This is a genomic window from Microbacterium kribbense, from assembly GCF_039537285.1.
GTDB lineage: Bacteria > Actinomycetota > Actinomycetes > Actinomycetales > Microbacteriaceae > Microbacterium > Microbacterium kribbense.
This window is the reverse complement of sequence record NZ_BAABAF010000001.1, coordinates 555,036-575,049: the sequence shown is the minus strand read 5'-3', so window position 1 is coordinate 575,049 and position 20,014 is coordinate 555,036. Positions and strand designations below refer to the sequence as shown.

General features: G+C 70.5%; 24 protein-coding genes and 1 tRNA gene. 16 read left to right on the top strand and 9 right to left on the bottom strand.

What is annotated here, in order from left to right; genetic code table 11:
- Positions 1–37 precede the first annotated feature (37 nt).
- From hemQ to ABD705_RS02620, 7 genes are all read left to right on the top strand, one after another.
- On the top strand, positions 38–772 hold the full coding sequence (gene hemQ / locus ABD705_RS02650; protein ID WP_425562010.1) for a hydrogen peroxide-dependent heme synthase: 735 nt from the start codon (positions 38–40) through the stop codon (positions 770–772).
- Positions 769–1,887, top strand: a complete 1,119-nt coding sequence (locus tag ABD705_RS02645; RefSeq protein ID WP_344780222.1) for a ferrochelatase — start codon at positions 769–771, stop codon at positions 1,885–1,887. Before hemQ ends, ABD705_RS02645 begins: the two co-directional genes overlap by 4 nt.
- Positions 1,884–2,846 carry a hydroxymethylbilane synthase gene (gene hemC / locus ABD705_RS02640; protein WP_344780220.1) on the top strand — a complete coding sequence of 321 codons (963 nt, stop codon included), beginning with the start codon at positions 1,884–1,886 and terminating at the stop codon, positions 2,844–2,846. The genes ABD705_RS02645 and hemC overlap by 4 nt, the downstream gene beginning before the upstream one ends.
- A gap of 142 nt (positions 2,847–2,988) precedes the next feature.
- The gene (gene hemB, locus ABD705_RS02635) at positions 2,989–3,981 is read left to right on the top strand and encodes a porphobilinogen synthase (RefSeq protein ID WP_344780218.1); all 993 of its coding nucleotides are present in this window, start codon (positions 2,989–2,991) and stop codon (positions 3,979–3,981) included.
- Complete coding sequence (hemL, locus tag ABD705_RS02630; protein ID WP_344780216.1) at positions 3,978–5,294, top strand: glutamate-1-semialdehyde 2,1-aminomutase; 1,317 nt, start codon at positions 3,978–3,980, stop codon at positions 5,292–5,294. Before hemB ends, hemL begins: the two co-directional genes overlap by 4 nt.
- A gap of 207 nt (positions 5,295–5,501) precedes the next feature.
- The gene (locus tag ABD705_RS02625; protein ID WP_344780214.1) at positions 5,502–5,672 is read left to right on the top strand and encodes a hypothetical protein; all 171 of its coding nucleotides are present in this window, start codon (positions 5,502–5,504) and stop codon (positions 5,670–5,672) included.
- A 148-nt stretch (positions 5,673–5,820) separates the two neighbouring features.
- The gene (locus ABD705_RS02620) at positions 5,821–6,165 is read left to right on the top strand and encodes a hypothetical protein (protein WP_344780212.1); all 345 of its coding nucleotides are present in this window, start codon (positions 5,821–5,823) and stop codon (positions 6,163–6,165) included.
- A gap of 170 nt (positions 6,166–6,335) precedes the next feature.
- On the opposite strand, the gene ABD705_RS02615 is transcribed toward ABD705_RS02620, so the two are convergent.
- The 5 genes from ABD705_RS02615 to dnaK form a co-directional block, all read right to left on the bottom strand.
- Positions 6,336–6,458: a hypothetical protein gene (locus ABD705_RS02615; protein ID WP_344780210.1), complete on the bottom strand. Its 123-nt coding sequence runs from the start codon at positions 6,456–6,458 to the stop codon at positions 6,336–6,338.
- Between the two features lie 77 nt (positions 6,459–6,535).
- The gene (locus tag ABD705_RS02610; RefSeq protein ID WP_344780208.1) at positions 6,536–6,973 is read right to left on the bottom strand and encodes a heat shock protein transcriptional repressor HspR; all 438 of its coding nucleotides are present in this window, start codon (positions 6,971–6,973) and stop codon (positions 6,536–6,538) included.
- A gap of 52 nt (positions 6,974–7,025) precedes the next feature.
- Positions 7,026–8,015, bottom strand: coding sequence for a DnaJ C-terminal domain-containing protein (locus ABD705_RS02605; RefSeq protein ID WP_344780206.1), 990 nt, complete (start codon positions 8,013–8,015; stop codon positions 7,026–7,028).
- A gap of 19 nt (positions 8,016–8,034) precedes the next feature.
- Entirely contained in the window at positions 8,035–8,634 is a 600-nt protein-coding gene (locus ABD705_RS02600; protein ID WP_344780204.1) for a nucleotide exchange factor GrpE, read from the bottom strand.
- 4 nt (positions 8,635–8,638) lie between these two features.
- A complete protein-coding gene (dnaK, locus tag ABD705_RS02595; protein WP_344780202.1) occupies positions 8,639–10,507 on the bottom strand; it encodes a molecular chaperone DnaK in 1,869 nt (622 codons plus the stop codon).
- Positions 10,508–10,745: 238 nt separating this feature from the next.
- Between dnaK and ABD705_RS02590 the strand changes: the two genes are divergently transcribed.
- Together ABD705_RS02590 and folE are read left to right on the top strand one after the other, a co-directional pair.
- Positions 10,746–12,140, top strand: a complete 1,395-nt coding sequence (locus ABD705_RS02590; RefSeq protein ID WP_344780200.1) for an MFS transporter — start codon at positions 10,746–10,748, stop codon at positions 12,138–12,140.
- 67 nt (positions 12,141–12,207) lie between these two features.
- On the top strand, positions 12,208–12,783 hold the full coding sequence (gene folE / locus ABD705_RS02585) for a GTP cyclohydrolase I (protein ID WP_344780198.1): 576 nt from the start codon (positions 12,208–12,210) through the stop codon (positions 12,781–12,783).
- A 33-nt stretch (positions 12,784–12,816) separates the two neighbouring features.
- Here folE and ABD705_RS02580 read toward each other — a convergent pair whose 3' ends face one another.
- Positions 12,817–13,419 (bottom strand): MarR family winged helix-turn-helix transcriptional regulator, encoded by a 603-nt coding sequence (locus ABD705_RS02580; RefSeq protein WP_344780196.1) that lies wholly within the window; start codon positions 13,417–13,419, stop codon positions 12,817–12,819.
- A gap of 138 nt (positions 13,420–13,557) precedes the next feature.
- Here ABD705_RS02580 and ABD705_RS02575 point away from each other — a divergent pair, with 138 nt between their 5' ends.
- A complete protein-coding gene (locus ABD705_RS02575) occupies positions 13,558–14,328 on the top strand; it encodes a hypothetical protein (RefSeq protein ID WP_344780194.1) in 771 nt (256 codons plus the stop codon).
- Between the two features lie 12 nt (positions 14,329–14,340).
- A complete protein-coding gene (locus ABD705_RS02570; protein ID WP_344780192.1) occupies positions 14,341–14,523 on the top strand; it encodes a hypothetical protein in 183 nt (60 codons plus the stop codon).
- A 106-nt stretch (positions 14,524–14,629) separates the two neighbouring features.
- Here the strand turns inward: ABD705_RS02570 and dcd are convergent, their stop codons facing one another.
- Together dcd and ABD705_RS02560 are read right to left on the bottom strand one after the other, a co-directional pair.
- The gene (dcd, locus tag ABD705_RS02565; RefSeq protein ID WP_344780190.1) at positions 14,630–15,235 is read right to left on the bottom strand and encodes a dCTP deaminase; all 606 of its coding nucleotides are present in this window, start codon (positions 15,233–15,235) and stop codon (positions 14,630–14,632) included.
- A gap of 305 nt (positions 15,236–15,540) precedes the next feature.
- Positions 15,541–15,897 (bottom strand): hypothetical protein, encoded by a 357-nt coding sequence (locus tag ABD705_RS02560; protein ID WP_344780188.1) that lies wholly within the window; start codon positions 15,895–15,897, stop codon positions 15,541–15,543.
- A 91-nt stretch (positions 15,898–15,988) separates the two neighbouring features.
- Here ABD705_RS02560 and ABD705_RS02555 point away from each other — a divergent pair, with 91 nt between their 5' ends.
- Positions 15,989–16,564 (top strand): RNA polymerase sigma factor, encoded by a 576-nt coding sequence (locus ABD705_RS02555; RefSeq protein ID WP_344780186.1) that lies wholly within the window; start codon positions 15,989–15,991, stop codon positions 16,562–16,564.
- 129 nt (positions 16,565–16,693) lie between these two features.
- Positions 16,694–16,767 (top strand) — tRNA-Gly (locus tag ABD705_RS02550).
- Positions 16,768–17,529: 762 nt separating this feature from the next.
- Here ABD705_RS02550 and ABD705_RS02545 read toward each other — a convergent pair.
- Positions 17,530–17,982 carry a DUF2510 domain-containing protein gene (locus ABD705_RS02545; RefSeq protein ID WP_344780185.1) on the bottom strand — a complete coding sequence of 151 codons (453 nt, stop codon included), beginning with the start codon at positions 17,980–17,982 and terminating at the stop codon, positions 17,530–17,532.
- A 597-nt stretch (positions 17,983–18,579) separates the two neighbouring features.
- Here ABD705_RS02545 and ABD705_RS02540 point away from each other — a divergent pair.
- Genes ABD705_RS02540 through ABD705_RS02530 form a run of 3 tightly spaced genes read left to right on the top strand, consistent with a single transcriptional unit; the run spans position 18,580 to position 19,949 of the window.
- A complete protein-coding gene (locus ABD705_RS02540) occupies positions 18,580–19,404 on the top strand; it encodes a class I SAM-dependent methyltransferase (RefSeq protein ID WP_344780183.1) in 825 nt (274 codons plus the stop codon).
- A 57-nt stretch (positions 19,405–19,461) separates the two neighbouring features.
- Positions 19,462–19,620 carry a hypothetical protein gene (locus ABD705_RS02535; RefSeq protein WP_344780181.1) on the top strand — a complete coding sequence of 53 codons (159 nt, stop codon included), beginning with the start codon at positions 19,462–19,464 and terminating at the stop codon, positions 19,618–19,620.
- A 53-nt stretch (positions 19,621–19,673) separates the two neighbouring features.
- Positions 19,674–19,949, top strand: a complete 276-nt coding sequence (locus ABD705_RS02530; protein ID WP_344780179.1) for a DUF2249 domain-containing protein — start codon at positions 19,674–19,676, stop codon at positions 19,947–19,949.
- Positions 19,950–20,014 lie beyond the last annotated feature (65 nt).

The following is a 20,014-nucleotide window of genomic DNA, read 5'->3' as shown; positions in this document are numbered from 1 at the left end:
GAAGGTTTACTGGGAACTCACAAGACACCGGACGAAGATGGCAATCGTGCCTGACCACGCTGCTGCAGTTTCCCCGTCCCCCTCCGCCGCCTCCGATGACCCGCAGTCCCCGAGCGTCTACACGCTCTGGACCGTGTTCCGCCGGCCGCCGGCATCCATCGATCCGGCCGCGCTGGGCGCCGCCGAAGCCGACCTGAGCGCGGCGTTGGCGGGCCTGGAGGCCGCCGGCGTGACCGTGCGCGGCATCTACGACGTGTCGGGGCTGAAGGCCGACACCGACCTGATGTTCTGGTTGCACGGCGAGACCCCCGAGGCGCTGCAGGCGGCCGCCCGCACACTGCGCCGGGTTCCGGTGATCGCCGCGCTCACCCCGCACTGGAACTACCTGGGCGTGGCCCGCGCGGCCGAGTTCAACCGCGCGCACATCCCCGCGTTCGTGCGCGGCGCCGCGCCGAAGCAGTGGCTGGCGGTGTACCCGTTCGTGCGCAGCCACGAGTGGTACCTGTTGCAGGACGGCGAGCGCAGCCGCATGCTGGTCGAGCACGGCCGCGCCGGCGCCGCCTTCACGGGGGTGCTCTCGAACACCGTCGCCGCGTTCGCGCTCGGCGACTACGAGTGGATCGTGCCGGTCGAGAGCGACGACCTCACCGAGTTGGTCGACATGATGCGGGCGCTGCGCTACGTCGACGCCCGGCTGCACGTCACCGAGGAGACCCCGTTCTTCACCGGCCGCCGCATCGGACCCGCCGAGGTGGCCGAGGTCGTGTCGTGACGGCAGGCGCCTTCGACGCGCTCCTGCTGGCGAGCTTCGGCGGCCCCGAGGGGCAGGACGACGTCATCCCGTTCCTGCGCAATGTGACCCGCGGCCGCGGCGTGCCCGACGAGCGGCTCGAAGATGTCGCGACCCACTACCGTCACTTCGGCGGTGTGAGCCCGATAAACGCGCAGAACCGCGCCCTGAAGGCGGCGCTCGAGGCGGAGCTTGCCGCGCGCGGCATCGACCTGCCGGTGCACTGGGGCAACCGCAACTGGGATCCGTACTTCGCCGGCGCCCTGCGCGCCGCGCATGACGTCGGCCATGACCGGCTGCTGGCCGTGGTCACCAGCGCCTACACGTCGTACTCGGGCGTCGGCCAGTACCGCGAGAACTTCACGCAGGCCCTCGCCGACACCGGCCTCACCCAGACGATGACGATCGACCGGCTGCGCGAGTTCTTCGACCACCCCGGGTTCGTCGCGCCGTTCGTCGAGGGCGTGCGCACCGCGATCGGCGGGGATGTCTCGTCCCGTCCGGACGCATCGGGTGCGGATGCCGCGCCTCGCCGTTCGGACCCGGATGCGGCGACGCACGTGCTGTTCGTCACGCATTCGATCCCGACTGCGGCGGCTGCGGCATCCGGCCCGGAATACGGGCCCGGCGGCGCGTACCTCGCCCAGCACCTCGCGGTCGCCGAGGTGATCGCCGCGCAGGCCGCCCCCGGCGTGGCGTACTCGCTGGCCTACCAGTCGCGCAGCGGCGACCCGCGCACGCCGTGGCTCGAGCCCGACGTCAACGACGAGATCCGCCGGCTGGCCGCCACGGGTGTGCAGCGCGTGGTCGTCGTGCCGATCGGGTTCGTCAGCGACCACATGGAGGTGCTCTGGGACCTCGACACCGAGGCCGCGCAGACCGCCGCCGAGGTCGGCATCGGCTTCGCGCGCGTGGCCACGCCCGGCGTGCATCCGGCGTTCGTGGCGGGCCTGGTCGACCTGATCGAGGAGCGCGTGGATGCCGTGCCCGACGCGCAGCGCCCCCACCTGACCGCGCTCGGGCCGTGGCCCGACCACGCACCGGTCGGCGCGACGGCGTCGTCGGGCGAATCGGCCGTTCCCGTGGTGGCCCGATGACCCTGCGGATCGGCACGCGCGGCAGCGCCCTCGCCGTCGCGCAGACGCAGCTGGTCGCCGACGCGCTGGCCGCCGCCCTGGGCGGCGCCGACGTCGAGATCGTCCGCGTGACGACGCACGGCGACACGTCGCGTGCGTCGCTGTCGAGCCTGGGCGGTACCGGCGTGTTCGCCACGGCACTGCGCGACGCCCTGCGCGAAGGCCGCTGCGACGTCGTCGTGCACTCGTTCAAGGACCTGCCCACGGCGCCCTCGCCCGGCCTCGTGGTCGGGGCCGTCCCGCTCCGCGAGGACCCGCGCGATGTCGTCGTCACCCGCGACGGCACCGCCCTGGCGGACCTGCCCGCCGGCGCCCGCGTGGGCACCGGCTCACCCCGCCGCGTCGCCCAGGTGCGCGCAGCACGGCCCGACCTCGAGGTCGTCGACATCCGCGGCAACGTCGACTCGCGCCTGGCCCGGCTCGACGCGACCGGCGACGAGCGGCTGGATGCCGTCATCCTGTCGGCCGCGGGGCTGAATCGCCTGGGCCGCACCTCCGTCCCCACCGAGCCGATGCCGCTGCCGGAGTGGCCCTCGGCCCCCGCGCAGGGGGCGCTGGCGATCGAGGTGCGCGAGGCGGACGCCACCGGCACTGCGCTCGCGGCCGCGCTCACGCAGATCGCCGATCCGATCAGCGCCGCCGGCGCCGCCGCCGAGCGCGGCGTGCTGGCGGGCCTGCAGGCCGGCTGCTCGGCACCCGTGGGCGCGACGGCCGCCGTGCACGACGGCGTGCTGACCCTGACCGCCGCGGTGTACAGCCTCGACGGCTCGCGCCGCATCTCGGCATCCCACACCATCCCCGGCCAGGGCGCCGGCCTCACCGCCGCCGCCGCCGAGGCCGCGCGCATCGTGACCGCGCAGCTGCTGGCCGACGGGGCCGCCGATCTCGCCCCGCTGGGAGCTGCGGAGGGCACGGCGTGAACGCCGGGCGCACCGCGACCGGTGCCCGTCTGCGATCCCGTGCTCATCTGGTCGGATCTCCTCGTTTCGCGCCGGCAGGAAGCAGCATGACTCTCCTCAGCCGGTCGAATCCCCTCTTCTCATGCCAGAAGGAAGCACCCGAATGAACCCCGTCATCCGGCCGCGCCGCCTGCGCACCACCCCGGCGATGCGCCGGCTGGTGGCCGAGACGCACATCCACCCCGCGCAGCTGATCCTGCCCGTCTTCGTGCGGGAGGACATCGCCGCGCCGGTGCCGATCACCGCGATGCCCGGGGTCGTGCAGCACACCGTCGACTCGCTGCGCCGCGCCGCAGCCGAAGCCGCCGCGGCAGGGCTCGGCGGGATCATGCTGTTCGGCATCCCGGCCACCCGTGATGCGATCGGGTCCGCCGCGACCGAGGCCGACGGCATCCTGAACCTCGCGACGCGTGCCGTGGTGGCCGAGGTGGGCGAGGCGCTGGTCGTGCAGACCGACCTGTGCCTGGACGAGTTCACCGACCACGGGCACTGCGGGGTGCTCGACGCGCACGGCGGCGTCGACAACGACGCGACGCTGCTGCGCTACCGCGACATGGCGCTCGCGCAGGCCGAGGCAGGGTCCCAGCTGCTGGGTCTGTCAGGCATGATGGACGGCCAGGTCGCCGCCGTGCGCGAAGCGCTCGACGCCGCCGGGCACACCGGCACCGCGATCCTCGCCTATGCCGCGAAGTACGCGTCGGCGTTCTACGGCCCGTTCCGCGAGGCCGTCGACTCGCAGCTGCAGGGTGACCGCCGCACCTATCAGCAGGATCCGGCGAACCGGATCGAAGGCATGCGCGAGGCCGGGCTCGATGAGGCCGAGGGCGCCGACGTGCTGATGGTCAAGCCCGCGATGAGCTACCTGGATGTACTCGCGGATGTCGCCGCCACGGCGCAGGTTCCGGTGTGGGCGTACCAGGTCTCGGGCGAATACGCGATGATCGAGGCCGCCGCCGGCAACGGCTGGATCGACCGCGACCGGGCGATCCGCGAGAGCGTCACCGGCATCCTGCGGGCCGGGGCCGGCGCGGTGCTGACGTATTGGGCGCTCGAGCTGGCGCGCTCGGCCGCCGCGGAATTCGGAGGGCACGCATGACCGACAACGACCAGTCCTTCGCCGAGGCATCCCGGGTCATCCCCGGCGGGGTGAACTCGCCGGTGCGCGCCTACCGGTCGGTGGGCGGCGCGCCGCGCTTCATGGTCTCGGGCCGCGGCCCGTACATCACCGACGTCGAGGGGCACGAGTACGTCGACCTGGTCTGCTCGTGGGGGCCCCTGCTGCTCGGGCATGCGCATCCGGCGGTGGTGGATGCCGTGCACGCGGCCGTCTCGCGCGGGCTGTCGTTCGGGGCATCGACGCCCGCCGAGACCGAGCTCGCCGAGGCGGTCATCGCGCGGCTGAGCCCGGTCGCGGCCGACGGCCAGCCCGTCATCGAGCAGCTCCGCCTGGTCTCGACCGGCACCGAGGCCACGATGACGGCGATCCGGCTCGCGCGCGGCGTGACCGGGCGATCGCTGATCGTGAAGTTCGCCGGGCACTACCACGGACATTCCGACGGACTGCTCGCCGATGCCGGCAGCGGCCTGGCCACCCTGGCGCTGCCTGCCTCGGCCGGGGTGCCGGCCGAGATCGCCGCGCAGACCCTGGTGCTGCCGTACAACGACCGGGCCGCCGTGACGCAGGCCTTCGAGACGTATGGTCCGCGCATCGCGGCCGTCATCGTCGAGGCGGCGGCGGCGAACATGGGCGTGGTCGCGCCGCAGCCGGGGTTCAACGCGTTCCTGGCGTCCGTGGCGCACGCCGCCGGGGCGCTGCTGATCGTCGACGAGGTGCTCACGGGCTTCCGCGTCTCGCCGGCCGGATGGCTGGGGCTGGAGCCGATCGACGCCGACATCGTCACGTTCGGCAAGGTGATCGGAGGCGGCATGCCCCTGGCGGCCCTCGGTGCGCGACGGTCGGTGATGGAGTATCTCGCGCCGCTGGGCCCGGTGTACCAGGCCGGCACGCTGTCGGGCAATCCGGTCGCGGTCGCCGCCGGCCTTGCGACCCTTCAGGCGGCGGACGCGGATGTCTATGCCCGCGTCGACGCGGTGGCGCGGACGATCGCGGATGCGGCATCCGACGCCTTGTCCGCCACGGGCGTCGCGCACGCCGTCTCGCGCGCGGGGAGCCTGTTCAGCATCCAGTTCCAGAACGAGCTCGCCGTCGACTACGCCGGCGTGCAGCGCCAGGAGGCGTTCCGGTACGGGCCGTTCTTCCACGCGATGCTCGACGCGGGCGTCTCGCTGCCGCCGAGTGCGTACGAGGCGTGGTTCGTCAGCGCGGCGCACGACGATGCCGCCGTCGCACGCGTGCTCGACGCGCTGCCGGCCGCGGCCCGCGCCGCGGCCGCCGCGCAACCGGGCTGAGCGCCCGGGCGCGCTGCGCGATGGCGCCGCCTGCGATGCCTCGGGCGATTCACCCGGCGCTCTCGGGCGGTTCACTCAGCCGGTGCGGCCAGAACTCCTCTGATCCGAGCGCATCTCCCCCGAATCGAGGGCGTTTGGCGCCTTTCGCTCACGGATGAGAGGAGTTCTGGCCGCTCGCCGGCGCATCCCGGCCGCTATCCTGACGGCATGGACCCCATCACAACCCTGGTTCTCACGCTGTGCATCGTGGCGGTCGGCTTCTACGTCCTCTTCCTCGTGGTGCGCGCGGCCATCCTGTCTGCACTGCGCCAGCACGCCGAAGAGCAGTCCGCGCCGGCGGACGCGACCTCGCACGCCGGGCGGCCCTCCGACCGATGAGGCGCTCAGCCTGGCTGATCACGGCCTGTGCGCTGGTGCCCGTTCTGACCGGCTGCGCCACCGCCCCCGGGCCGCTGCAGACGGGCGGAGATCAGGGGCGGCATGTGCCGAGACATCCGCCACCGGAGTCTGGGCGTTCGGCGAAGTCGTGACCCCGGCGGTGGATGCCCAGATCCAGCGCGTGGAATTGGTCGGCGCCGCCGGGCTGACCCAGGTGCGGGCGCTCGCGGTCGCCGACCTCGACACGGGAGCTGAAGCCTTGGGCGTCGTCGCGCTCGACTACCTCGAGTCGGAGACCACCGGGTGGGGTCCGCATCCGCATCGCGCAGAGCACGCGCTGCTGCAGGCGGGCACGCCCTACAACGTCGTCGTCCTCGTGGCGGCACCGGACGGATGGGGCTCGGCAGCCGGCATGCGGATCACGTATACCGTCGACAGGCAGACCTACCAGGCGGCCGACACCACGTCATACACGCTTGCGCCGCACTGCTGACTGGGCCCAGGCTGGGCACCTCGCGCGCCAGTTTCTTGCACGCGCGCCTGTTTATTTCAGGCGCGTTCGCAAGTTTCTGCAGCGCGAGCGCGCACCGCGCGCCGGTCCCGACAGCGCGCGCAGGTTTCGATAGCGAGCACAGCGCGCCGCCGCGAGCCCAGCGCCGACGCTCAGCGCTCGTCGCCGCGGCGGTAGTTGCCAGTGGCCCGCTGCAGCAGCGCCTGATCGGATGCCTCATCCGCACCGAGGCGGGCACCGGGGTGCTGCGCCGCCGAACCGCGCACGGTCGTCACGAGGCGCCCGGAGCGCTAGACGAGCACGTCGCCGGCCTTCGTGATCCGATATGTGAAGGGTTCGCACTCCGCCACGCTCAGCCGTGGTCGCGGCGGTGCGGGCGCCACACCACGATCTCGGTGGAGCGGCGCATCCGCCGGCCGTGCCGCAGCGGCACGACGGCGCCGGTCGCGCCGGCGGCGAACACGCGCGCTCCGGGGCGGTTCTCGACCTCGGTGCGCACCTGCGCCTCCAGCGCCGCGACCCGCCGGTGCAGCTCGCGGACGTGCTCCTCGAGCTCGAGGATGCGCACCACCGCGGGCAGGCTCACCCCCGCTGCCGACATCCGCGCCACCTCGCGCAGCTGCTGCACGTGGCGCAGCGAGTACCGGCGCGACCCGCCCTGCGTGCGGGCGGGCACCACCAATCCCATCCGGTCATACTGCCGCAGCGTCTGGGGGTGCATCCCGGACAGGTCAGCGGCCGCGGCGATCGCGAAGATCGGCGCGTCCTGATCCAACTCCTTCTCCGGCATCCGGTTCACCTCCTCTGCTGGTCACCTTATGCGCGGTCCGTGTTCGGACCGCTCAGCCGCGCGCCTTGGCCATCAGGTCCGCGCGCGGATTCTCCTCGGGCTCGAGCTCTTGAAAGCGCCGGAGCGCGTCGCGCGCCGCGTCGTCCAGGTGCGATGGCACCGCCACCTGCACCTCGGCGAGCAGGTCGCCGGTGCCCTTCTTGCTCTCGACGCCCCGGCCCTTCACCCGCAGCACCCGCCCCGACGGCGTGCCCGGAGCGACGCGCAGCCGCACCGGATCACCGCCGAGCGTGGGCACCTCGATGGTGGCGCCCAGCGCCGCCTCGCTGAAGGTGACCGGCACGGTCACGCGCAGGTTCAGCCCGTCACGGGTGAACACCGGATGCGGGCGCACGGTCACCGATACGACGATGTCGCCGCGCTCGCCGCCGTCGGGCGACGGCCGCCCGCGGCCCCGCAGCCGCACCTTCTGCCCGTCCGCGACGCCGGCGGGGATCTTCACCTTGAACGGCGTGCCGTCCTCGCCCTGCAGGCTGATGGTCTCACCCCGCACCGCGGTCAAGAAGTCCAGCGTGGTGCGGGCTGTGACATCCGCCCCCTTCGTTGGTCCGCCATAGCCGCGGTACCCGCCGCTGGGCTCGCCGAAGCGGCCCGAGCCGAACCCGCCGCCGCCCTGGTTGAACATCGAGAAGATGTCCTCGAAGCCGCCCGCGGCCTGGAAGCGCTGGCCACCACCCTGGCCGAACCGGCTGAAGACGTCCTCGAAGCCGCCGGCGCCCTGACCGCCGGCGGAGAAGCGCGCACCCGAGCCCATCGCCCGGATCTGGTCGTACTCCTCGCGCTGCTCCTTGTCGGAGAGCACCGAATACGCTTCGCTGATCTCTTTGAACTTCGACTCGGCGGCGTCATCACCCGGATTCGAGTCGGGGTGGTACTTGCGCGCGAGCTTGCGATAGGTCTTCTTCAGTTCAGCGTCGGTGACGTCCTTGGACACACCGAGCGTCTTGTAGAAGTCCTTGTCGAACCAGTCCTGACTGGCCATGGATGCTCCCCTGTCTGGTTCAGTCCGCCGGAACGGCCACGACGACCTTCGCAGGGCGCAGCTCCACCGTACCCAGTCGGTACCCGACCTCGACGACCTCGAGGATCGTCGCCTCGGTCGCGCCGGGGGTGGGCTGCTGGAAGACGGCCTCATGCTCCTGCGGGTCGAACGGCTCACCGGCCGCACCATAGGCGACCACGCCCAGACGCTCGGCGACCAGCCGGATCTTCTCGGCGATCACCGCGAACGCGCTGCCCTCGACCAGGTCGCCGTGCTTGTCGGCACGGTCGAGGTCGTCCAGCACCGGGATCATGCCCTTGGCGGCCTCCCCCTTGGCCCGCTCGATCTCGACCTGGCGCTGCTCTTCCGTGCGTCGCCGGTAGTTCGCGTACTCGGCCTGCAGTCGCTTGAGGTCGTTCAGCAGCGTCGACTCCAGGTCGGCGAGCTTGGCCCCCTCGGCGTCCTCGGCCGCGGCATCCGCATTCTGCGCCGTGCCCAGAATGTCGTCGACGGTCAGGTCGTCGGTCGAGTCCCCATCCTGCGACGCAGGGTCGGAGGCGTGCGCCTCCGACCCTGCGCCCGGACGGACCTCGTCGTCATCGAAGTCCTTGTCGGTCATGTCCCTACTTCTTCTCGTCCTCGTCGTCCACGACCTCGGCGTCCACGACGTCCTCCTCGGGGTTCGGCACGTCGCCGTTGCCTGGGTCGGCCACGTTCGGGTCACCGGTCTCGCCGGCGGCCTGGCTCGCGGAGTAGATCGCCTCGCCCAGCTTGCCCTGACTCGCGTTCAGCGTCTCGAACGCCGCCTTCACGGCGTCGTCGTCATCGCCGGCCAGCGCCGACTTCAGCGCGTCGACATCGGCCTGCACGCTGGTCTTGACGTCCTCGGGCAACTTGTCCTCGTTGTCCTTGATCAGCTTCTCGATCGAGTACGACAAGGTCTCGGCCTGGTTGCGGGTCTCGGCGGACTCGCGGCGCTTCTTGTCGTCGGCCGCGTTCTCCTCGGCCTCGCGCACCATCCGCTCGATGTCCTCCTTGGGCAGCGACGAGCCGCCGGTGATGGTCATCGACTGCTCCTTGCCGGTGCCCTTGTCCTTGGCGGACACGTGCACGATGCCGTTCGCGTCGATGTCGAAGGTGACCTCGACCTGCGGCACACCGCGCGGCGCCGGCGCGATGCCGGTCAGCTCGAACGTGCCCAGCGGCTTGTTGTCGCGGGTGAAGTCGCGCTCGCCCTGGAAGACCTGGATGGCCACCGACGGCTGGTTGTCGTCGGCGGTGGTGAAGGTCTCGCTGCGCTTGGTCGGGATGGCCGTGTTGCGCTCGATGAGCTTGGTCATGATGCCGCCCTTGGTCTCGATGCCCAGGCTCAGCGGCGTGACATCGATCAGCAGCACGTCCTTGCGCTCGCCCTTGAGGACGCCCGCCTGCAGGGCCGCGCCGACGGCGACGACCTCGTCCGGGTTCACGCCCTTGTTGGGCTCCTTGCCGGCCTCGCCCTTGACGAGCTCGCTGACGGCGGGCATCCGGGTGGAGCCGCCCACGAGCACGACGTGGTCGATGTCGGCGACCTTGATGCCGGCCTCGCGGATGACGTCCGCGAACGGCTTCTTGGTGCGGTCGAGCAGGTCCTTGGTGAGGTCCTCGAACTTGGCGCGGGTCAGGGTCTCCTGCAGGTTGGCGGGGCCCGACTCGGTCAGCGAGAGGTACGGCAGCGAGATGCTGGTCGAGGTGGAGCTGGACAGCTCCTTCTTGGCCTGCTCGGCCGCCTCCTTCAGGCGCTGCAGCGCGATCTTGTCACCCGAGACATCCACACCGGTGGTGTCTTTGAACTGCTTGATCAGCCATTCCACGACGCGCTGGTCCCAGTCGTCGCCGCCGAGGCGGTTGTCACCGGCGGTGGCGCGCACCTGGATGGTGGAGAAGTCGTCGTCCTTGCCCACTTCGAGCAGGGACACGTCGAACGTGCCGCCACCGAGGTCGAACACCAGGATGAGCTCGTCTTCCTTGCCCTTGTCGAGGCCGTAGGCCAGGGCGGCCGCGGTCGGCTCGTTGATGATGCGCAGCACGTTCAGGCCTGCGATCTCACCGGCCTCCTTCGTGGCCTGGCGCTCGGCGTCGTTGAAGTACGCCGGCACCGTGATGACGGCGTCGGCGACCGCATCGCCGAGGTACTGCTCGGCGTCGCGCTTGAGCTTCTGCAGAATGCGCGCCGAGATCTCCTGCGGCGTGTAGGCCTTGCCGTCGATGTCCTGGGTCTTCCAGTCGGTGCCCATGTGACGCTTGACCGAAGTGATGGTGCGGTCGACGTTGGTGACGGCCTGGCGCTTGGCGGTCTCGCCGACGAGCACCTCGCCGTCCTTCGTGAAGGCGACGACCGAGGGGGTCGTGCGGAAGCCCTCGGCGTTGGCGATGACCTTCGGCTCGCCGCCCTCGAGGACGGAGACGACCGAGTTGGTCGTCCCGAGGTCGATTCCCACTGCACGTGCCATGTGTTCTCTTCCTTTCCGGGGGTCGCGGTGGTCGCCGCGGCCCGGGTTGTTCGGGTAAGTCGTGACGCGGCTCAGCAGTGATGTTGAGTCGCGATGACTCAAGTGTAAACACCGCGGGCTCTCATGTCAAGAAAGTTGATATGACTCGGCTCAAGTCTGTTGGGGATGCCGCGCCCGAGCGGTCCGTCAGCTCGCGTGCACGGGCGAGTCGTGGCATCCGCCCGTCATCTCCCGTAGCGTGAGCGACGTGACCGGCAACGATGCTCCCGACCCGCGCTTGTCGACTGCGGCCCTGCACAGCGCGTCCGCGGGCGCGCCGGTGCCACCGCGGCGGGTGTGGTCGTGGGCGATGTGGGACTGGGCGACGCAGCCGTTCAACTCGGTCATCCTCACTTTCGTCTTCGTCTCGCTGTTCCTGGTCTCGGACAGCTTTCTGCCGGCGAACATCGCGGCGCTGGATGCGTCCGATCCGATCAAGCAGAAGGCGCTGGCCGAGCTGACCAGCGGCTACGGCTTCGTCGCGTTCTGGGCGGGCATCGCGATCCTGGTGCTCGCGCCCGTGCTCGGCCAGAGCGCCGACCGCGCCGGGCGCAAGAAGCGCTGGCTGCTGATCGCGACGGCGCTGCTGGCGCTCACCCAGTTCACGCTGTTCCTCGTGCAGGCAGACCCCGCCTACTTCTGGTTCGGCGCCATCACCGTCGCGGTCGGGTCGGTGTTCAGCGAGATCGCCGGCGTCAACTACAACGCGCTGCTGGTGACCGTGTCCACGCCCAAGACGATCGGCAAGGTCAGCGGCCTCGGCTGGGGCATGGGCTACATCGGCGGCATCCTGGCTTTGGGCATCGTGGTCGCGCTGAACTTCGCGCGCTGGTTCGGCATGGACACCTCGGACGGGATGGCCTACCGGCTGATCGCGGCCGGCTGCGCCGTGTGGACGGTCGTGTTCGCAATTCCCCTGTTCGTCAACGTGCCCGAGACGCCGCCGAGCCTGGGCCCGCCCCGGGTCGGCTTCTTCCGCAGCTATGTGGAACTGGTGGGGGACATCGCGAGGCTGTACCGCGACCACCGCTCGACGTTCTGGTTCCTGCTGGCCAGTGCCGTGTATCGGGATGGCCTGGCCGGCGTGTTCGCGTTCGGCGGCGTGCTGGCCGCCGTCGTGTACGGGTTCTCGGCGAACGAGGTGATCATGTTCGGCATCGCCGCCAACATCGTCGCGGGCATCGCCACGATCTTCGCCGGGCGGCTGGATGACCGGTACGGCGCCCGCTCGGTGATCGTCACGTCGCTGAGCATCCTGGTCGCGATGGCGATCCTCGTCTTCGCGCTGCACGACGCCGGCACGCTGCCGTTCTGGATCGGCGGCCTGGTGCTGTCGGCGTGCGTGGGCCCCGCCCAGGCGGCGACGCGGTCGCTGCTGGCGCGGGTCACACCGGACGGCATGCAGGGTGAGATCTTCGGCCTGTATGCGACCACGGGACGGGTCGCGAGCTTCCTCGCCCCGGGGCTGTGGGCGCTGTTCATCGCCTGGTTCGGGGCGACCTACTGGGGCATCCTGGGCATCACCATCGTGCTGCTGGCGGGCCTGATCCTGCTGCTGTTTGTGCGGCTGCCCAGGCACGTGCGCATCGCATGAGGCGGCTCCTTCCGATCAGCGGCGATCGTACTGGCGCCGGGCCGCCGAATAGGGCATCGTCGGCTACATGACATCCCCCGTGCCCCCCGACCCCGAACCAGCCGGCGAGCAGGCCGTGCGCATGCTGCTGCGCGCCTCGGGCGTCGACCCGGACGACCCGGTGCTCGCCCGCACCCCGCAGCGGGTGGCGGCCACGTTCGCCGAGCTGTTCGCCGGTGTGCATGAGGACGAGACCGCGCCGCTGCGGCACGGCGACGCCGTGCCGCGCGGCACCCAGGTGGTCGCCTTGAACGACTTCGAGTTCCGCTCGATCTGCGCCCATCACCTGCTGCCGTTCAGCGGCACGGTCAGCATCGCCTACTCGCCCGTCGAGCGGATCGTCGGGATCGGATCGATCATCCGCACCCTGGAGATCCTCAGCACCCGCCCGCAGCTGCAGGAGCACCTGACCCAGCAGTTCGCCGACGCGATCGTCGCCGGGGCGGGCGCCTCGGGTGCGCTGGTGGCGATGGAGGCCCGGCACTCGTGCATCGCCGACCGCGGCCCGCGCGAGGCGGCCTCACGGCTGCGCACGATCGCCGCCGCGGGCGACCTGGTCGACGGCGAGAAGCGCCGCGAGGCGCTGCGCGCGATCCACGGCTGAGTGCGTCTTGCCGGCGGCGCGGCCGGCGCGGCGTCAGCGCGGCCAGCCGTCGGCGAGCTTGCCGAGCAGGCGGGCGAGGTCGGCCTTCTCGGCCTCGGTGAAGTCGGCGAGCGCTGATTCGACGGCGGCGCGCCGATCGCCGCGGAAGCGACGCATGATCGCCGCGCCCCGGTCGGTCAGCACGATCAGGGTGCGGCGCGCATCGCCCGGATCGGCCTCGCGCGAGACCAGACCGTGCTCGGCGCACTGCTGCACGAGACGCGAGGCACGCGGCTGATCGACGCCGATCTGTGCGCCGATCTCGCCCACGGTCAGCGGGGCGGATGCCGCCGCCAGTGCCTCGAGCACGCGCAGCCGGGCGGGACCCGCGAAGCGGCCACCGCCCCAGGGCCCGTGCCCCGAATGCATCCCGCTCGAGCCGCCGAAGCGGCTGGCATCGGGGTCGCCGTGGCCGAACGGGCCGCCGTGCCCGGGCGGGTGGTGCGGGCCACCATGCGCGAAGCGCCCGGCACGCGAGCCGTCCCAGCCGGGCGGATCGGCGTCGGACGGCTGGGGCCCGCGGCGTCCGCGCAGGCGCGCGAGCGCGGCGGCGATGATCTCGGCGGGGTCGCCGGCCGCGTCGGGCGTCTCGGTCACGGCATCCAATTTACATGTGAGTTGACATGGACCGCATCACATGTCACACTACATATACATGCCACATGACATGTACTGACTCTCTGTCAGCGCATGGCGGCATTCCATCGACACCTATCAGTCCCGGAAGGACTACCCATGAACAACGACGAAGACAACACACCTGCGGCGCCCGATGACGGCGCATCGCTGCCGGCCGACCGCCTCCCGCTGGGTGCGTGGCTGCGACTGGTCGACACTCTGATCACCCAGGAGTTCGCCGCCGCGTTGGCGGACGCGGGCGTTTCGCGGCGGGAATGGATGCTGCTGAACGCACTGTCCGGCGACGTCGGCGCCCCGTGGCCGGCCGCGCCGTCAGCCGGGCCGGACATGAGGCGGCGCCGCGGCAAGACGCTGCGCCGGCTCGCCGAGCGCGGCTGGATCGACGCGGTCGAGGACGGCTCGTGCACTCTGACCGACGAGGGCCGCGCGGCGCGTGAGCACCTGTCGGGCCCGGTTGCGGCGGTGCGCGCGAAGATCGGCGACGCCGTCTCGCCCGAGGAGTTCACCGCCCTGACGACCTCGCTCGAGGCGATCGCCGGCGCGCTCGGCTGGGACCGATCACAGCCGTTCCCGTCCCCGAGACGCGGCTTCGGCCGGCACAGTCGGGGTCGCGGTTTCGGTGACGGGCGCGGGCGCGGGCAGGACCACGAGTTCGGCGGGCGGCCCGAGCACGGTCGGCGCCACGGGTCCGGGCGCGAGTTCGAGCCTGGCTTCGGCCCTGAGCACGGCCGCCGGCATGAGTTCGGGCCGGAGTGCGGGCGTGGCTATGGTGACGCCCACGGGCGAGGTCACGGGTCCGCGCACGGATTCGGCCAGGGTGTCGGGTTCGGGCCGGCGTTCAGCCTCGGTGCGCGGCATGGCGCCTGACACGACGAGCACATGCAACCCGCGGGCCACGACCACCACGGCCACGGCCACGGCCACGGCGGTCACCGTCATGCGAGGCGGAAGGCCGAGCGCACGGCGCAGCGCGTCTTCGAGCGCGGCTACTCAGCCGGGTTCAACGCCGGGCACGCCGCCGACTCGGATGCCGCGGCAGAGGCGTCCACACCGGGCGCCTGACCCGCACCCCAGCTGAGAGCGGGCGCGAGCACCAGCCCGTGCCCGCTCTCTGCATCTCACCCTGCACCGCCGCGCAACGTCCCGGGGCGGCCACGCCCGTCTCGGCTCAGCGCCCGGGCGCTCCGGCATCCGAGATTCCGACGTCGACGACGTGGAAGTTCTGGAAGGAGCGGGATGCCGTCGGCCCGCGCTGACCCTGATAGCGGTTGCCGTACGGGCCGGTGCCATAGGGGTTCTCGGCGGCCGACGAGAGCTGGAAGAAGCAGAGCTGGCCGATCTTCATCCCGGGCCAGAGCTTGATCGGCAGCGTTGCGACGTTCGAGAGCTCGAGCGTGACATGGCCGGTGAAGCCCGGGTCGATGAAGCCGGCGGTGGAGTGCGTGAGCAGCCCCAGCCGGCCGAGTGAGGATTTGCCCTCCAGCCGCGCCGCGATGTCGCCGGGCAGTGAGACCTGCTCGAACGTCGACCCGAGCGCGAACTCACCGGGATGCAGCACGAACGGTTCGGCCGGGTCGACCTCGATCAGCCGGGTGAGGTCGGGCTGGTCCTGCGCCGGATCGATGAACGGGTATTTGTGGTTGTCGAACAGCCGGAAGTACCGGTCCAGGCGCACGTCGACGCTGGACGGCTGCACCATCGCGGGATCCCACGGCGTCAGCCCGATCCGCTCGTCGACGATCTGTTGGCGGATGTCTCGGTCGCTGAGCAGCACGAGGCCAGCCTACCGAGTGCCAGCGGTGTACTCCCACACCCGCCGCGCTTCCGACCCGCTGCGCAACGAGCGGTGGGTGCTCGCCCTGCAGGTCGTTCCAGCGCAGGCGCGCGAACGCGGCTTCGACACTGAGCTGCACCGCGACGTGGGCACGTCCGGCGCGCAGTCGGGGCATGATGCCGCGCACCAGCGCCGCATGAGCGAGCAAGTTCGTCCGCAGGTGCAGCTCGTACCCGTTCTCGGTGAGGTGGCGGGTGCGATCGCCGAGCAGGGCGGCGGCCATGCAGCCCAATCTGCCGGCGCGCTCACCGCCGGCCTCCCCCATAGAGCGTGGTGGTCTCCGCGAACGAGCGCTTCCAGTCCCACTGGTCCATGACGTACATCCCGAACTCGTCCTCGGTCAGCTCGATCTCGTCGTCGATCGACATCTGCGCCATCGCGAGCACGCGGTCGTAGTCGTCGGTGTGGTCTTGCGGTTCGGGCAGGTTGAAGTACAGGTCGATCGCGCGGCCCTTGGCGACGTCGCGCAGTCGTCGTTCGAGTTCCACGGTGAGGCGGTACCGGTACCCTTCCAGCGCTTCTTCGAACGCGGCCCGGTGTCCGTTGCGGTTCTTCTCGACCGCGTGGACGAAATCCTCGCGTCGAACGGTGATCTTCTGCATGGCTACACTCCTGTTGTCCGGGGCATCCGGATCGACGCCCTCACTCATACCTGTCGGATGAGCCTGACCTCAGGGGACAGCGGGAGGGAAAATGGTCGCGCACGAGCCGAATCTCACCGCGCCGGCCGTGCGCAACGACCCCATCTACCAGGCCGCGAAGCGAGCCGTCGCCCGCCGGTCGTCCGAATACCGCGATCTGTTCACCCACGAAGACCTGCAGGACCTCACCGGCGATGTGCTCACGGCCTACCACCGAAAGTGGACCGCCGGCAGTGCGCCGGACAGCCTGGATGCCTGGATGAGCCGGGTGGCCCAGGCTGCCGTCGTGGACGAACTGCGCCGTCGGAACGCGCGCCCCAAACCCGCTCCCCTGCCGGCCGGAACCGACCGTGCGGATGCCGCCGCCCGGCTGGAGCGCGCATTCATCGATCTGCGGACGCCGTCAGCGGTGACCCACTGCGCCCTGCTCGTGCAGACCGCGCTGGAGCGCCTCGGCCAGACGCATCCAAATGACCGCGCTCTCCTCGAACGCCGTCACCTGCTGGGTGCGACCGTCGCAGAGATCGCGCACGATCTGAATCTCAAAGAGGAGACCGTGAAGAAGCGCCTGCAGCGCGCGACGGCGCGGCTGGCGGCCATCCTCGAAACACTGGATGCCGGGGCCTGACGGCACGGTCCGTGTGCACGGGCGCGGCTGCGCTCTGGGTAGTATGGACTGCGGTGTCGTCATACGGTGCCACTTCTCTGTGAACATCGAGCCGTGAAAGGGATTGCGATCCCGTTGTTTCAAGGCCTCGGGGCTGTAGTTCAATGGCAGAACTTCTGCTTCCCAAGCAGATAGCGCGGGTTCGATTCCCGTCAGCCCCTCCACCTGTGGGTTCTCACGCAAGATGAGACTGTCCCGCGTCACGTCGTTGGCCGGCGTGGAAACGTGGCGCGCGCTCCCTCCGACCCAAATCTGAGGTTTTCCTCAAGAGGCGACTTTTGTCCCCTGTATGGGGGACAAAAGTCGTGTATGGTGAAATCCGTTCGCACGCTCTGGGGGCGTGAGGAATGCGGGCAACCGATACCGGTTCACTGCTGGGGAGTGGGCCGGTTGAGGCCTCTAAGTCTTCTGCTCCCGGCGGAAGAAGATGTGGGTGCCGCGGGTAGAACCCTGAGAAGAACCGGCCTGCGACACCCACTGAAGGCGGACATCTCCCGACGCGGCCACATCTGGGGAATGGGCGCTGATCAAGCTGGGGACTCGACGCGCCGAAAGGTGCCGACCCGCGCCCAGGGTACCGCACAACACCGGGACCCCACACTGGGCCTCGCACCCGCCGCATGCTCCGGCGGCGCGTGCAGATCGCTCCTGAAGCACCCGACTGCCGTTGGACTGCGCGGCAAGAGTCGGCCGTCGTTCTGCCCACAGTCCGTTGGGAATCGACCCATGCACACGCACGCACTCCGTGGTCCGACCACGACCGAGCAGATCGGAGGGGGGTCGGCAGAAGCGCCACCGTAGCCTGTCGCCATGGACGACGGTGGAACTCTGGCTCGAGCACGGCCACGGACTCGAGCACGGCCACGCCCCGGCTCGCATGGAGCCGCCATGATCGGGGTATCCGTGCGGCCAGTCGGCCGGGCTCGTCAGGTCAGCAACGGCGAGACGAGCACCATTGCGGCCGCGACCAGCGCGGTCACGATCAGCAGCACGCCTAGGACGATCGCGATCACCGCTGGCGCGAGACCCCGCCCGATACGCCGCGGGCGCGTGATCGCCACGGCTGCCAGAACGAGCGCGAAGACGCCGGCAGCCAGCACGGCACCCAGTCCCGGCCAGATCGGCACGAACGTCATCGCGACCATCGGCACGATGGCCGCGCCGATGCCGCTCACGATCAGCGCGACGACCGTGCTGCGGTTGCGCTCGCGCAGGCGGTCGTCGACGACGGCCTGACCGGTGGCGGGGCGCACTTGTGACGGAACGGAGTTCTTGACCCGCTCCGTCCAACTCGCGCCGTCCCACCACCGCATCTTGGACGGGTCGTGGTCCCGATACCAGCCCGCCGGCATCGCCCCAGTTACCTGTTCGACAGTCATGTCTCTCCCCAGTCAGATCACACCGTCACCCGCGCAAGTCCACTTGCCGACTCGGATGACGTCTCCAGTTGTTTCGGTGTACCTCTGTGCTGGCAGACGGCCTGGAATTCTCAGTAATCCGCGCAATCTGCCACCCTGCGTATGCATCGCACCCTTGAGGGGTGCGGATGATACTCTCATTACGGTTGTCGACTTCCACCGCGTCGGGTCCCCAGCTCGATACTCCATTCCCCAGATGGATGTGGTGGAACAAGTACAACCATCCGGTGGGTGTGGCGAGTTCTCGTTCCCAAACCTGATTACTCGCCGCACCCACCAACTTTCCCCCATGCGTCCGCGTGCACATAAGGGCTCACCGTCGGCAGATAACTCCCCAGTCGTTCGCTCTGCCTCTCAGAAGCCCAGCGCATTGCATTCCCAGCGCATCATGTCCCCTCAATGTACCGGAATCCGCGGACATTTGTCCCCCATATGGGGGACAAAATGTATTCCTGAGCAAATCTTCAGCTCGGCGGATGGCGTCGGCCGGAGACGGGCAGTCGGCCCCTCCGCTCCGAACCGGCCCCGCCGCCGCGGTGCGCTTGTAGCGTGGATGGCATGACCGACGCCTCGGCATCAGCATCCCCCGCACCGCGGTCGGCCGACGTGCCGCTGGCCGACCGCCGCGCCGAAGACGTACCGGCGCACTGGCTGCTGGCGCGTCTGGGCAAGAAGGTGCTGCGCCCGGGTGGCCGCCAGCTGACGACGCGGCTGGTCGGGATGCTGCCGCTGGCCGGCGCCGATGTCGTCGAGCTGGCCCCGGGCCTGGGCCTGACGGCGCGGATGCTGGTGAACGCGCACCCCCGGTCGTATGTCGGCGTCGAAGAAGACGCGGATGCCGCGGCCATCGCCGCCGATGCGGTCGGCGACGCCGGTGCCATCACGGTCGGCAACGCCAAGAGCACCGGCCTCGACTCCGCCAGCTGCGATGTCGTGCTCAACGAGGCGATGCTGACGATGAACACCAACCGCAGCAAGGGCGAGATCCTCGACGAGGTGGCACGCATCCTGCGGCCGGGGGGCTGCTATGCCGTGCATGAGCTGTCGCTGGTGCCCGACGACATCCCCGCCGCCACCGCCGAGGACGTGCGGCTGTCGCTGGTGCGCTCGCAGAAGGTCAACACCCGCCCGCTGACCACCTCGGAGTGGCGCGCCCTGTTCGAAGCGCACGGCATGCGGGTCGAGAAGATCGTGCATGCCCCGATGCGGCTGCTGCACTTCCGCCGGCTGCTGGCCGACGAGGGCGTGCGCGGCACGCTGCGTATCGCCGGCAACTATCTGCGGGATGCCGATGTGCGGCGCCGCGTGAACACGATGCGCGCGTCGTTCCGGCGCAACGAGCGCCACATCGCCGCCATCGCGATCATCGCCAGCAAGCCGTAGCACGCTCCACCGCGCTAATATCCACAACAGAACCTGTGAAAATTGCGAGGCGAGTGCGTGGGCGAAGGGATGCGGCTTTCGTCGCGAGGCGCGCACCCCGTTGATCTCTGCCCGGACGTCTCGGTGTTGACCCCGACGCTCCTGGACCCGTGCCGCGCCGACGCCCTGCTCGCGCTGCATGACGACCTGCTCGACCAGCGCGTCCGGTGGGAATGAATCCTGATCCCGACCTGACCCCCGATCCACCCGCTCCGACCGAAAGGACGACCATGACCGAGAACCTCCCCGCCGAACAGCTGCAGGCGCAGCCCGGCGAGCAGATCGTCGACGCCCGCGCACGCGGCGGACAGAGCTGCGCACAGCTCGCGATGGGCGCATTCGACGCGCTGGATGCCGGTGCCGGCTTCGTGCTGGTCGCCGACCACGATCCACGCGGCATCCACTACATGCTCGATGCCGAGCGTCCGGGCGCGGCGACGTGGGACGTCCTCGCCGACGGCCCCGAGCTGTGGCAGGCGCGGATCAGGCGCACCGCCACCGCCTGACCCGTGTGGACCCGTTGCATGCGCCCGCACGGCGAAGCCGGGCGCCGCGGCGCTCTACCGTAGAA